Source organism: Alcaligenes sp. SORT26, assembly GCF_017377875.1.
Classification (GTDB): Bacteria; Pseudomonadota; Gammaproteobacteria; order Burkholderiales; family Burkholderiaceae_B; genus Alcaligenes; species Alcaligenes parafaecalis.
This window is the reverse complement of sequence record NZ_CP070975.1, coordinates 2,224,668-2,238,354: the sequence shown is the minus strand read 5'-3', so window position 1 is coordinate 2,238,354 and position 13,687 is coordinate 2,224,668. Positions and strand designations below refer to the sequence as shown.

Here is a 13,687-nt window from a genome sequence, read left to right as displayed (position 1 = left end):
AGCTGACATAAAAGAGTAGAAGGGGAGGAGGGCCAAAGGCCGAGGGGTAAACCCCCTCGGCCTTTGTTTTATGGGTCTGGGGGTCAATATAGTTAGACCACACATAGTGAAGAGAAACTGATACTCCTAAAGATAGAGCTAGCCTCTATCTTGATCCCGTCCTTTAGTGAGAGTGTCACTAATGACTCTTTCCAGAGTCATAACTTTTTGAGTAGCTGGGTTGTTTGTCGTTTGTCGTGTGTCGTTTGTTGTTGTTTGTGGTGGTAGTGCTCCACTCAGATGAAGCCAAAGCAGCAGAAATTGGTTTTAAATTTTGCTTTTCCCTCCGACCTCTTCGGCTTCCCAAACGAGCCCAGCTTCCAGCTTCGAGAATTGTCATCCAACCCAAAAGAGTTCCTTTTTAAACAGTCTCTGGAATCTGAAGTAATTCTGAGTCGTTCGAGTGGGTGGTGCTCTGGCGGGGCGAGTTCAGGTCGCGCCCGTAGCAATCACTCGACAAGGGCACCGGTGCACAGCACCGGCAAGCTATCAGCCCAGCCGGAGCCCCCCCCACTCGAACGACGTCTTCAGAACGCCTTCCTTCAATCCAGAGGCGGTACCAAGCCCCTAATGGTGTCCAACCGTTCTCACTCAAACCCCACGCTTTAAATAGGCTGCTTCAAGCCGCAACAAGATATTAGAACCAACACTGATCAAACCAGTACTCTGCAGGACAAAACAAAGCACAAAACAAAAAGGGCATCTCGAATGAGATGCCCTTCAAGCAATTAGCTAACCCTCTTAGAGCCCAGCCAAACGCCCCAATACCTTATCGCGCCCAACCAAAGCCAGCACAGCATCCACCGCAGGTGTCTGCTTCTGCCCCGTCACCGCCACCCGCAAAGGAATAGCCAACTTGGGCATCTTGACCTCGTGATCCGCCAGAACCTGCTTGATCAACGCAGCCAGATTCTCCGTATTCCACTGTGGCAAGCTAATCGCCTTGCTGGCAAAGTCCCGCAACAAAACACGCGCTTCCGGCGTCAAGACCTCGGCCATCAGCTCATCACTGGCAGGCTCGAAAGGACGGCAGAACAGCAAAGCACCTTCAGCCAACTGATTCAAGGTCTCGGCGCGGTCTTTCAGCAAGCCCATGATGCCGGGCAAATCCTGACCATCCGTCTTGCCACCCAAAGCCTCAATACGCGGAGCCACACGCTCGGCCAGATCCGCATTGTCGCTGGCCTTGATGTAATGCGCATTCACCCAGTTCAACTTCTTGGGGTCCCATTGCGAAGCAGATTTGCTCAGACTGCGGGTATCAAACCATTCCACCAACTGCTCGCGGGTGAACAGCTCGTCATCACCGTGACTCCAGCCCAAACGAGCCAGATAATTGATCATGGCTTCAGGCAGATAACCGTCCTTGTCGTAATCCATGATGCTGACCGCGCCATGGCGCTTGGACAGCTTCTCGCCATCAGGGCCCAGAATCATGGGGACATGACCGTACTCGGGCAAGGTAGCACCCAAGGCCTGCAAGATCACAATCTGACGCGGCGTGTTGTTCACGTGGTCATCACCACGAATCACATGAGTGATGGCCATGTCCCAATCGTCCACCACCACGCAGAAGTTGTACGTAGGGGTGCCGTCAGGACGCGCAATCACCAGATCGTCCAGCTCGCTGTTATCAAAGCTGATGCGGCCCTTCACCATATCGTCCCAGCTCGTTGCGCCGGACTGCGGGCTCTTGAAACGAACCACAGGCGTGCGGTCAGCCGGGATGGCAGGCAATTCCTTGCCAGCCTCAGGACGCCAGGTGCCGTCATAACGAGGCTTCAAACCCTGAACACGCGCCTTCTCGCGCATGGCTTCCACTTCCTCGGGGCTGCTGTAGCAGTAGTAGGCATGGCCGTCCTTCAGCAACTGGGCGATGACTTCGCGGTAACGATCCATACGCTGCATCTGGTAGAACGGACCTTCATCCGCATCCAGACCCAACCACTGCATGCCATCCAGAATGCCCTGCACCGCCTCGGGGGTGGAGCGCTCCAGATCCGTGTCTTCAATACGCAGCACAAAAGTGCCTTGATGATGACGGGCAAAAGCCCAGGAAAACAGTGCCGTGCGCGCACCGCCCAGGTGCAGATACCCAGTGGGAGAGGGGGCAAAACGGGTGCGAATGACGTTGGAAGTAGACGTGCTCATAACTTGTGTGTGGCCTTGACCTTGGGGACGCCCGGATACGGGACCGAATCTGCGTATTTTAACTCAGCCCGCCAACTAGGAAAGAATGGCGGCGCAGAAGTGTCCTAATGCCCCGTTTCTGTATTCAGTTGATCGAACTGGCGCACCAGTTCCGCCAGCGAACCGGCCTGCATTTTCTGCATCACACGGGCGCGACGAACCTTGACGGTTACTTCCTTCACATCCAGCTCGGCAGCAATCTGCTTGTTCAGCAAACCCTGCACTACACGCATGAATACATCACGCTCGCCCGCGTTCAGACTGTCCCAACGCTGCTGCAAGGTCAGTCGGGTTCTGGCTTCTTCCTTGCGCTGCGCATCGGCTGCCAGAGCCGACTGCACCGCATCAATCAGGGCCTGATCCACAAACGGCTTGGTCAAAAAATCCCAGGCCCCATGCTTGATGGCCTTGACCGCCATATGAATATCGCCATGCCCGGTAATAAAGATGACTGGCATATGCAGCCCGCGCGACTCCATCTGCAAATGAAAGTCCGTGCCGCTTTGTTCAGGCATGCGTACATCCAGCACTAGACAGGCTGGCGCGTCGGATAGAGGGTGCGCCAGAAAGTCCCGCGTAGAGGCAAAGCTAAGTGCGTTCAAGCCCACGCTGGCCAATAAATCGTCCAGGGCGGCGCGAACGGAAGGGTCATCATCAATGATGTAGACCGTGGGCGTGTTCAGAGAGGAATCCGGATTGTCTGTCATGGCGCCAAAGGTAAGGTGAAATGAAAGGCAGCACCGCCATCGGATTGGTCAGTGGCCCAGATATGGCCGTTATTGGCATCGATAATTGTGCGGCTGATGGTCAAACCCAGCCCCAGCCCGCTGGCCTTGGTGGTCCAGAAGGTATCAAACAACTGCGACAACTGCGTACCCGACAAGCCAGGGCCATTGTCTTTAATGGAAAACAGCACCTTGTTGGCTTGCGGCTTGTCGCCCGGCAAGAGGCTGGTTTCTATGGTGATGTGAGCCGCATGGTAGTCCGAAGGCGGCGACAAGGCTTCGATGGCATTGAGCAGCAAATTTGCCATGACCTGCTGAATCTGGACCCGGTCGGCATAGACCTGGGGCAGATCGGACTGCAAGGCCAGGCGCAGATCAATATGCTGACGTCGCATCTCGCCACCGGACAGGCCCAGCAGTTCCGTCAAAGCCTGGTTCAGATCAAAAGCGCTGCTGGTAGGGGCTTCGTTACGGGTAATGCTGCGTACCCGGTCAAGTACATCTTTAGCGCGCTGAGCGTCGTACACAATCCGCTGGGCGGCCGCTTGCGCTTTTTCTACATTAGGCGGCGAGGCTTCCAGCCAGCGCTGACACGCACCCGCACTGCTATTGATGGCAGCCAAAGGCTGGCTGACTTCGTGAGCAATCGAGGTGCTGAGCTGCCCCAGAGTCGTCAAACGGGACAGACGCAGCAAGTGCTCGCGTGTTTCATGAGCGGCTGCCTGCACGGACTTGAGCTTCAGTCCTAGATACGAGGTGATGGCAATCGCAATAATGCTGATGCCGGTATTGACCAGCCCCACATCGTAGTCACCCGATCGAGTCAGCACAAAGCTGACAACGGTCAGCACCATGCTGATGCTGGTTAGCGCAATAACCTGCCGGGCCGATAAAAAACGAATCGCTATCAGCAGCAGCGGGGTATGGAACACCGCGGCAGCGATAGCGTAGTTAGTGACGGTATCGGCAATGAAGACCAGCGCCATCAAAATACAAATGCCGGTCAAGGCCAGGGCTCGGTACGTTTTGCTCGATAGGAAGTGAAGGGGTGCTTTCATGTCTTTCATGTATGGACCAGGCTGCAGGCTTGAGTCTGTAGTGTGGCCATCATATACCCGCGGTTCTTTAAGAACGTGCTTCAAGGCCCGGACCCCCGAAAGGAGCGCCGGGAGTCCAGGCCTGTCAGACTTAGAACCACTGACCAAAGCGGCGGATGTACAGCATTTTCATACCCTGTGCGACCAGGCAGTAGGCCAGCAAGGTGCCGACCAACCAGGGGAAGTATTCCCAAGGCAGTGGTTGCAGACCCACCATGGCGCCCACACCGGAGAAGGGCAGGTAAATACCCACAGCGGCAATCAGCAAGGTCATCAGCATGACAGGCAGGGCGGCCGTGCTTTGAATGAAGGGGATCTTTTGCGTGCGCAGCATGTGAACCACCAGGGTCTGCGAGAGCAAGCCTTCGATGAACCAGCCGGACTGGAATAGCGATTGCAGTTCAGGCGTATTGGCGCCAAATACGTACCACATCAAGACAAAGGTACTGATGTCGAAAATAGATGAGGTTGGGCCAATCCAGATCATGAAGCGGCCAATATTCTTGGCGTCCCATTTACGGGGTTTGCGCAGAAAGTCCTTGTCCATGCGGTCCCAGGGCAAAGCCAGTTGGGAGATATCGTAGAGCAGGTTTTGAATCAGCAAGTGGATGGCCAACATGGGCAGGAAGGGGATGAAAGCACTGGCCACCAGTACCGAGAACACATTGCCAAAGTTGGAGCTGGCCGTCATGTTCAGGTACTTGATGATGTTGCCAAAGGTCTCGCGGCCTTTGATCACGCCTTCTTCCAGCACCAGCAGGTTCTTTTCCAGCAAGATGATGTCTGCCGATTCCTTGGCAATATCCGTGCCGCTATCAACCGAAATGCCGACGTCAGCATCGCGCAGGGCGGGGGCGTCGTTGATGCCATCACCCAGAAAACCGACGGTGTGACCATTGGCCTGCAAGGCTTTCAGAACACGCGATTTTTGCAGTGGAGTGAGCTTGGCAAAAACCGAGTGACGTTCGACCGCGCAACGCAGATCGGGTTCTTGCATCAGTTCGATCTCAGGGCCGAGCAAAGGCTTGCCAGGTTCCAGACCCACTTCACGGCAGATTTTCGCGGTGATGATTTCGTTATCGCCAGTCAGCACTTTTACAGCTACACCGTGCTCGGTCAGGGCGGCAATGGCTTGGGCGGCACTTTCTTTAGGTGGGTCCAGGAAGGTCAGCAAACCTTGCACGGTCATCTCGCGCTCGTCCTGGGCTTCGTAGCGGCTCTTGGCCTGTTCAACAGAAATGGAGCGAGTGGCAATCAGCAAGACACGGAAGCCGTCCGAGTTGTAGCGGTAAGCCATTTTCAGCAGACGGGCGCGTTGCTCGGTATCCAGAGGCAAGCGCTGATCACCGTCCTGTACGTGGGTGGCAATGCTGAGCATTTCTTCCACCGCACCTTTGCACACCATCAACTGTTCGCCCTGCGTGTCTTGTACGACAACCGACAGGCGACGACGCACAAAGTCAAAAGGCAGCTCGTCAATCTTGCGGTAAGAGCCAATGGCCTGGCGGGCAGACGGTGTTTTTTCTGCAAAGCGCAGCACAGCCTGATCCATCAGGTTTTTGACACCGCTTTGATGCAGGCTGTTTAGCAAGGCCAATTCCAGAATGCGTGGGCTATTGCGATCATCCAGGCCCAGGTGGTGTTCCAGAATAATGCGGTCTTGTGTCAGGGTGCCGGTCTTGTCGGTACACAGCACATCCATCGCACCAAAGTTCTGAATGGCGTTCAGGCGTTTGACCACCACCTTGTTCTTGGCCATGGCCACCGCGCCTTTGGCCAGGTTGGAGGACACAATCATGGGCAGCATTTCGGGGGTCAGGCCCACGGCGACAGCCAGTGCGAACAGGAAGGCTTCCGTCCAGTCGCCTTTGGAAAAACCGTTGATCAGCAGCACGATAGGCACCATGACCAGCATGAAGCGAATCAGCAGCCAACTGACACTATTCACGCCCCGGTCAAACGACGTTTCAGCGCGTGAGCCGACAATGGCTTTGGCCAGCGAACCAAAGTAGGTTTTGGAGCCCGTGGCGATAACGACCGCCGTGGCTGTACCGCTGACCACATTGGTGCCCATAAAGCACATATTGTTTTGTTCCAGTACCCCAGCCTGATCACTGGAGGCGGTGGCACTTTTACTGCTGACAGCACTGAAGACATCGTATTTTTCAACCGGCAGTGCTTCCCCAGTCAGGGCGGCCTGGCTGACGAACAAATCGCGGGATTCAATCAGGCGCAGATCAGCCGGGATCATGTCGCCTGCCGACAGACGCACGATATCACCGGGCACGATCTGGCTCATGGGAATTTCGCGCATGACGGTGGAGCTGGATACTGTGGAGCGGCGTTGCACGCTGGCCGTGGTGCGTACCATGGCTTTCAGTGCCTGGGCGGCTTTGCCGGAACGGTATTCCTGCCAGAAACGCAGCAGGCCGCTGAGTGTGACCATGATCACAATGATCAGCACGCCGGTGTAATCCACTTCTTCGCCCGAGCGCATGGGCAAAATAATGTCGGTGACGGCGCTGACAGCGGCCAGCACCATCAAGACCGCAATAAAGGGGTTTTTGAAGGCCAGGGCCAACTGAATCAGGGCGTGGGCAGGCTTGTCCCGGGCGACCTCGTTGGGACCGTATTCGGTCAGGCGGCTCAAGGCCTCGGCGTCGGTCAGGCCGTTCAGATTGGCTTGTACAGAGGCCAGGGTCGTCTCCAGGCTAAGCCCGGTTTCGGTGGCCGTGCGCAGCTTGGCGTCGTGATCCACTGAGCGCAGTGGCGGACGGTGTTGTTGAATGCTCATGTAATGCTCCTGGGGTACAGGCGTGACAATGCTGTCCGTCCTTGAAGGCGGACGCAGCAGGTCCTGCCGACCTGTTTCAGGGTCGGCAAACTAAAGGTAAGAACAAGCGGATTTATTTAGTCAGCGTCAGGCCAGCGCTTAGTGGCTGGGCAAGGTGCAGCGCCACACTCGCGCTGAGGGTGGTTTTTCACTGTCTGCAACCCAGTGGATTTCTGGTTTGCGACTGGCCGTGTTGATACGCCAGGCAAGAGCGGGGCGATGGCTGGGGACAGTGCGCTCGGTATGGCACGGTGTAGCAAGTGGCGATCGGCAAGGCGCAAAGACCCGGATCGGTCCAGTATGAATAATGCGGTGCATGGGTGGCTCCTGGTCGTGCTGCGCAAGCCACTTCAGCAGACGACCCGGTGGATCAGTGGTGTCTGAGGAGCCTGTGCAGCATCTTTCTTCGACTGTCGTCGCTGGACATAGTGTGTGTTTTTCCTGTCAGAGAGAACGAAAGGTCCTGCTTTCCGAACGGATGTTATTTTACGGTCTGCAAGCGGCTTTGCGACTGGCTTTGCGCCGTTTTTGCCCAGGCATTGGCGTATGGGGTTTATACGAAAGTATATGAATGGCCTGCGGCAGGATAAAAAGCGGGCAGATGATGCAAGACAGAGATAGCCAGCCAAGTCCCTTTTATTTGTGGGCGGCTGTGCTTAAGATGGGGGATTCATTATTTTGGTGCGTGATCTTCTTATGGCGGAACAATCATGGCAGCCCTAAGGCATCGTCTGACAGCATTGTTTGAGCCCCGTTCGGTGTTGGTCGTTTCCACATTACCCTTGCCGCTGATCAAGGATATGCCAGCTCGGCTGGCTGGACGGATCACCCAGGCGCGCATTACGGCCACGCAGGTTCTGGTGCCAGACCGTCTGGAAGGCTTGACCGATACCCAGCGCCTGGATTTGGCGCTGGTGTGTATTGAGCCGGTGCGTTTGCCGCAGGCTCTGGATGCCATCCGGGTACACAAGCCGCGCGTGGTGCTGCTGTTGCCCTCGAACCTGGCCTCCCGCGATCCCATGGAAGACATGGTGTATGCACGCTCCTGGGCGCGTATCAATAATTGCCTGGTGCTGGGGCCGCGTGCGTTCGGCATACAGCGGCCACATATGGGTATCAACCTTAGCCATGAGCCACAAATGGCCTTGGCGGGGCGAGTGGCCTTGGTATCCCAGTCGCGCTCGATTACCTCGGCCTTGATGGACTGGGCGGATGATGTCAGTTTGGGTTTTTCCGCCATTGTGTCGGTCGGGGATGAGGCCGTCATTGATGTGCCCGAGGTGCTGGAATATCTGGCAATGGACCCGCGTACTGACAGTATCGCGCTGTATCTGGAACACACACCGGCCTCGCGTCGTTTTACCAGTGCTTTGCACGCGGTGGCAGCCGTCAAGCCCGTGGTGGTTTTGAAGGTAGGTGGTCAGCGTCAGCAGGGCGAGGCCCACGAGGCGGTGTTCAATGCCTTGATGCGACGTGTAGGCGCGGTGCGCATTCGTTATTTTGTGCAGTTGTTTTCGGCCTTGAAAGTGCTGGTCTATACCCGTCGTCCCAAAGGGCGGCGTATTGCCTTGTTCTCCAATGGCAATGGCGCAGCGCAGATGGCTTTGGATGTATTGGGCTCGGATGCGGCGGTGACTTGCCCGGAGCTGTCTGCTTCGACCCAACGTGCGCTGGATAATCTGCTGGCTCCTGGTGATCAGGTACAAAACCCGGTGGTGACCTATGTGCCGCTGACGCCCATGCGTATCGATTCGGTTATCTCCACCTTGCTGGATGACAAGGATATCGACGGGGTACTGGTCTTGCTGACCCCTGATCCCTTGGCCGATATGCCTGCGGTCTCACGAGAGCTGGCCATGCTATCGGCCAGTGCCCGTAAACCCATCATCACGTGTCTGATTGGTGATGCGGATATGCGGCCTTTGCGTCATTTGCTGGACGGGGTAGGAACCCCCGCTTTCCGTACTCCGGATACGGCTGCCAACGCCTTTGATCTGCTGGCCCGCTATCACTACAACCAGCATTTGTCGCAGCAAACTTTGCCGCCCTTGCCGCTGGGAACCTTGCCCGAAGTGGAACCGGCCCGCGAACTGGTACGTCAGATTCAAAGCGAACGGCGCGAGGCCAGCGAGCAGGAGTGTCGAGATCTGCTGCGCTACTTTCACGTGCCTGTGGTGGATCTGCGTGTCACCCACGATCAGGGTCAACCGGATCCCGACGTTCCAGCCATGGGTCTGCGTTTCGAGACGGACGACAAGCTCGGGCCCTATGCCGTGTTTGGCGGGGCAGACCATGCGGATTGGTTGTCCTCTTCCTATCCGGCGGTCGAGCTGCCACCGCTGAACCGTTATTTGGCGCGTCAGTTGGTTGAGCGTAGTCCGCTGTGGCGCAAGAGCTTGTCCTCGCAGTTGACGCCCTTGGTGCTGACGCAACTTCTGCAGGTGCTGGAGCGTTTGTCGGACTTGATGAGCGAGCTGCCCGGCGTACGTCGTGTCGTTCTGGACCCGATCATGGCGGGTGAAAACAGCCTGTACATCAAGAGCATTTCCATTTCCCTGAGCAAGCAGTCCATGCTGGTGCTGCCCGAAACGGCAGGCTATCGTCACATGGCGATTCACCCTTACCCGCGTCATCTGATCGAGCGGCGTCAGTTCAAGGATGATCAGCGCTGGACCTTGCGACCTATCCGCCCGGAAGATGCCGAGGCGCTGCAAGCCTTCATGCGCGGCCTGTCGGATGAAAGCCGTTATATGCGCTTTGTGTCCATGCTGCGCGAACTGACACCACGCATGTTGTCCCGCTATACCCGAATCGACTACGACCGGGAGCTGGCGCTGATCGCGACGGTGCGCTCGCCTAATCCCGACAACCGTAACCATCCGCGTGACGAGATTATTGGCTTTGCCCACTATCTGCGTAATGGCGATGGCCGGGGGGCGGAGTATGCCCTGGTGATTGGGGATGCCTGGCAGCGGCGTGGTCTTGGGTTCACCTTGATGGAAGCCCTGATTCAGGCAGCCGCCGAGCAGGGGCTGACCTATATAGACGGTTATGTGCTGGCTTCCAATGCCCCCATGCAAGCCTTGATGAAGCGCTTGGGTTTCCAGAATGATGCTGACCCTGAGGATCCCAGCATGCGCCGTGTCTGGCTGGATCTGGGCGAGACACGTCGTTCAGATTAAAGGCGGGCGGTTTAGCTGGTTCTGCAGGGAAGTAAGCGTTTAATTGTTTCTTGATGTCCCGATTCACTCAACGGTGGCGAGACTATGATGCGGTCGTGATGGCAGGCAGGTCGGCGCTGGAGCGCTGACTGCCGCCGCATCAATAGATGGTGTCTGCCACCGCTGGCGCCATATACCGGGGACACAATGATGCGATTGAATCTGGCTGTTTTGCAACGATGGGTGTTCAGCTTGTTCTTGGTGGGTGGTCTGTTAGGCTGCTCTGGACAGACTGCGGTGACATCAGACAAGGCCCACTACGAGTTTTCCATGGAGCAGGACAGCCTGGAGATGAGGGACGGTGTGCGGCTGGCGGTAACTTACTATCGGCCATCAGCCAGAACAGCAGGGGAAACCTTCCCGGTCATCCTGGAAATGCTGCCTTATCGCAAGGACGATTTTTTCGCTCTGGGTGACTACGACTACGGTTCTTATTTTGCCAAGCGAGGCTATGTGCTGGCTCGGGTCGATGTGCGTGGTACCGGAGGCAGCACTGGCCCTGTCCCCGTCAGTGAGTATTCGTCCGCCGAGATTGCCGATGCTGAGGAGCTGATTGATCAGTTGTCCCGCAAGAGCTGGTCCAATGGCAAGGTGGGCATGTATGGCTTGTCCTGGAGCGCGTTCAATTCCTTGATGACGGCGCACAGAAAGCCGCCTGCGCTCAAGGCCATTATTGCGGCGCACGGCTCCACCGATCTGTTCTACAACGATGTTCACTACATTGATGGTGCCTTGCATATTGACTCCTATGCGCACCAGATCGATACCGACAATGCCATGCCGCAGAGCCCGGAATATAGGATTGATGAGGAATACTTCAAGAACCGTTTTGATCGCGAGCCCTGGATCTTCACCTGGCTGCGCCAACAGCAGGATGGCGAGTTCTGGCGCGCCGAGTCCCTGGCCTTCAAAAAACAGCCTTTGGAAGTTCCGGCTTATTTGATCGGGGGCTTGCTGGATGGTTACCGTGACTTCGCTCTGGATGTCAGTCGGACCTCCAAGGCGCCTGTGATTGTGGAAATGGGCCCCTGGAATCACGCCTGGCCGGAGTATGGAGCACCAGGTCCCAATTATGAGTGGCGCGAGAAGGCGGTGCGCTGGTGGGACTACTGGCTCAAAGGCATAGATACCGGGGTGCTGGATGAACCCCGCCGGATGGCCTTCATGCGCACGGGTCATGCACCTGCAACAGACCTGAAAACCGTGCCCGGCTATTGGCGCTGTGATCCGCAATGGCCGGTAGACGGTGCGAGGACTCAACGCCTGCATCCTCAAGCTGGGCCTCAACTGGAGTCTATCTCACCTGCCTCGGGTTTGGCTCGGACTTTGCAGTACAAGGCAGGAGCGGGCTTGGCGGGTGGTGGCTGGTGGGGTGAACAGACGGGGGATATGTCTGCCGACGATGCTCATAGCCTGGTCTATGACTCGGCACCCTTGGCCGAGGCCATGGAAATCATGGGCATGCCCAAGGTGCGCCTGAAGGTCGCGGCTGATGCACCTTTTTATCAATGGACGGTGCGGCTGGAAGATGTGGCCCCGGATGGTCAGGTGTCTTTGGTCAGCGGAGCAATTATCAACCCCTCTCAGCGTGTTTCGCGCCTGGAACCCCAAGCCTTGGTGCCAGGTGAGGCGACCAAGCTGGAGACCTCCATTCATTTCACTACGTGGCGCTTCAAACCGGGGCATCGTATTCGTTTGGCTGTAAGCAATGCGCAGTTCCCCATGGTTTGGCCTAGTCCTACGCCCGGTGTGACCAGTCTGTTCGTGGGCTCCGATACGTGGGTGGATTTGCCCGTGGTGCCGGTACGGCAGCAGGGTACGCAGGCTTGCGTGATGTCGCCACCCCAGGCTAGCGAAGCGGCTCCTTTTGGTCGCACTATTGATGGCGACGGCCCTGTATTCAGCAGTGTCCGCAACGAAGAGACGGGCGATTCGATTTTTACGACCAGCAATGAGCTTAGCTGGGTCCTGCATGACAATTTGTACCGGTCCGAGGAGATGTATCGCTGGGAGGTCAACGATGCTACGCCCGCCAAGGCGCGTTATCAGGGTGATCGGCGCAATGTCTTTACCATTCAGGGGAGGGAAATAGATTTGTCGGCCCAGGCCAGGATCGAGTCTGATGAATCCTATTTCTACCTCACCTTCACTCGGGTACTGAAACAGGACGGTGTTTTGGTCCGGGAAAAGACGTGGCAGGACCGTATTGCACGGGTCTATCAGTAAGTCTGTACGGGCCAGAACCAAAAAAAACGCCGCTGTAATCACAGCGGCGTTTTTTTGTGTGTGGCGAACTTAGCGCAGTACTTGCTTGAAGAACTGGCCAATGGCCGTGATTTCTTCCGGGCAGACGGCGTGGGGCATGGGATACACATTCCATTGCACCTGATAGCCCATGGCTTCCAACTGCTGACGGCTGGCTTCTGCGCGGGTCAGAGGCACCACCGGGTCCATACTGCCATGAGCCATGAAAATGGGTGTGTCCTGATTGGCCGGGTGGCGCTCCTTGGCTACCGCAGCGGCCAGGGGCAGATAACCGGACAGACAGAGCATGCCTGCCAGACGTTCGGGCAAGCGCAAGCCGGTTTGCAGCGTCATGGCGCAGCCTTGCGAAAAGCCGGCCAGCACAATGTTTTCTGTCGGGATGCCACGGGCGTTCTCGCGGGCGATCAGATTCTGCACCTCGATCTGCGATTGACGCAGGCCGCTTTCGTCCTCGTGACGCACCAGATCGGCAACATAAATGTCGTACCAGGAACGCATGGCCATGCCGCCGTTAATCGTGACGGGCTGGATGGGGGCGTGCGGGAAAATGAAACGGATGGCGGGGGCATCTTGCAGGCCCAGTTCGGGCACTATAGGGGCAAAATCGTGGCCATCGGCACCCAGACCATGCAGCCAGATAACGGCGTGCTGGGGATTGGCACCGGTTTCAATCTCAATCGACTCAAGCAGAGGGTTCATGCGGACTCCGAAAGATCTACCAAGGTCTTGATGTACTGATACAGGGCACGGTAATGCTTGCGCTGTGGGTCCTGGCCTTGTACCAGTGTGGAATTTTTCTCCGCTTCTTTGCGTGCAGCACGAATCAGGGTGCGCAACTGCTGGATATCGGCGCCGGAAAATTCATTCATGAATTCGGTCAGAGCGTCGTCATCACGCAACAACAGGTCGCGCAGAGCTTCCAGCCTGTGCATGGCACGGGTGTCTTCCTTGGAGCCGTTTTCCCAGACATCCAGTTGTTTCAGGATCGGTTCCGGTTCCACATTGCGCATCAGCTTGCCCACATAGTGGATTTGACGGCGGCGACCTTCGCGGGCCGTCGGGCTGATGCGCTTGGCATCCTTGATGGCGGCCATCAAAGGCTCACCCAGATCAAGTTGTTTGAGTCGGTCGTCCGAGAGCTCGATCAGGCGTTTGCCTAGATCAAGCAGAGCGTGCATCTCGCGTTTTACCTGCGATTTGCTGGGGCGGTCGTAACCGTTTTCATCGATTTCAGTGCGTGGACGGGACATAAGAAGTGAAATAGCAAAGATTGTCGCCAATTGGCTATGATAACCGCCTAACCCTCAAAGAGTAGCA

General features: G+C 56.7%; 8 protein-coding genes. 2 read left to right on the top strand and 6 right to left on the bottom strand.

Annotated features, from left to right (window positions below; all coding sequences use genetic code 11):
• Positions 1-780: 780 nt before the first annotated feature.
• The 4 genes from gltX to mgtA form a co-directional block, all read right to left on the bottom strand.
• Positions 781-2,190: a glutamate--tRNA ligase gene (gene gltX, locus JYG33_RS10310; protein WP_207872187.1), complete on the bottom strand. Its 1,410-nt coding sequence runs from the start codon at positions 2,188-2,190 to the stop codon at positions 781-783.
• 104 nt (positions 2,191-2,294) lie between these two features.
• Positions 2,295-2,936 carry a response regulator gene (locus JYG33_RS10305; protein WP_207872186.1) on the bottom strand — a complete coding sequence of 214 codons (642 nt, stop codon included), beginning with the start codon at positions 2,934-2,936 and terminating at the stop codon, positions 2,295-2,297.
• Positions 2,933-4,012: an ATP-binding protein gene (locus JYG33_RS10300; protein WP_207872185.1), complete on the bottom strand. Its 1,080-nt coding sequence runs from the start codon at positions 4,010-4,012 to the stop codon at positions 2,933-2,935. Before JYG33_RS10300 ends, JYG33_RS10305 begins: the two co-directional genes overlap by 4 nt.
• A gap of 130 nt (positions 4,013-4,142) precedes the next feature.
• Complete coding sequence (gene mgtA, locus JYG33_RS10295) at positions 4,143-6,845, bottom strand: magnesium-translocating P-type ATPase (protein ID WP_207872184.1); 2,703 nt, start codon at positions 6,843-6,845, stop codon at positions 4,143-4,145.
• 749 nt (positions 6,846-7,594) lie between these two features.
• Between mgtA and JYG33_RS10290 the strand changes: the two genes are divergently transcribed.
• Together JYG33_RS10290 and JYG33_RS10285 are read left to right on the top strand one after the other, a co-directional pair.
• The gene (locus JYG33_RS10290) at positions 7,595-10,066 is read left to right on the top strand and encodes a GNAT family N-acetyltransferase (RefSeq protein WP_207872183.1); all 2,472 of its coding nucleotides are present in this window, start codon (positions 7,595-7,597) and stop codon (positions 10,064-10,066) included.
• Positions 10,067-10,252: 186 nt separating this feature from the next.
• Complete coding sequence (locus tag JYG33_RS10285; protein ID WP_243430144.1) at positions 10,253-12,331, top strand: CocE/NonD family hydrolase; 2,079 nt, start codon at positions 10,253-10,255, stop codon at positions 12,329-12,331.
• Positions 12,332-12,400: 69 nt separating this feature from the next.
• On the opposite strand, the gene JYG33_RS10280 is transcribed toward JYG33_RS10285, so the two are convergent.
• On the bottom strand, positions 12,401-13,069 hold the full coding sequence (locus tag JYG33_RS10280; protein ID WP_207872182.1) for an alpha/beta hydrolase: 669 nt from the start codon (positions 13,067-13,069) through the stop codon (positions 12,401-12,403).
• Entirely contained in the window at positions 13,066-13,620 is a 555-nt protein-coding gene (yjgA, locus tag JYG33_RS10275) for a ribosome biogenesis factor YjgA (protein WP_207872181.1), read from the bottom strand. Before yjgA ends, JYG33_RS10280 begins: the two co-directional genes overlap by 4 nt.
• Between the last annotated feature and the right edge of the window lie 67 nt (positions 13,621-13,687).

Bases quoted from the DNA above. Each gene is read 5' to 3' on its own strand.
- JYG33_RS10285 (WP_243430144.1), top strand. From the start codon at position 10,253: ATGATGCGATTGAATCTGGCTGTTTTGCAACGATGGGTGTTCAGCTTG.
- JYG33_RS10290 (WP_207872183.1), top strand. From the start codon at position 7,595: ATGGCAGCCCTAAGGCATCGTCTGACAGCATTGTTTGAGCCCCGTTCG.
- yjgA (WP_207872181.1), bottom strand. From the start codon at position 13,620: ATGTCCCGTCCACGCACTGAAATCGATGAAAACGGTTACGACCGCCCC.
- mgtA (WP_207872184.1), bottom strand. From the start codon at position 6,845: ATGAGCATTCAACAACACCGTCCGCCACTGCGCTCAGTGGATCACGAC.
- JYG33_RS10300 (WP_207872185.1), bottom strand. From the start codon at position 4,012: ATGAAAGCACCCCTTCACTTCCTATCGAGCAAAACGTACCGAGCCCTG.
- JYG33_RS10280 (WP_207872182.1), bottom strand. From the start codon at position 13,069: ATGAACCCTCTGCTTGAGTCGATTGAGATTGAAACCGGTGCCAATCCC.
- JYG33_RS10305 (WP_207872186.1), bottom strand. From the start codon at position 2,936: ATGACAGACAATCCGGATTCCTCTCTGAACACGCCCACGGTCTACATC.
- gltX (WP_207872187.1), bottom strand. From the start codon at position 2,190: ATGAGCACGTCTACTTCCAACGTCATTCGCACCCGTTTTGCCCCCTCT.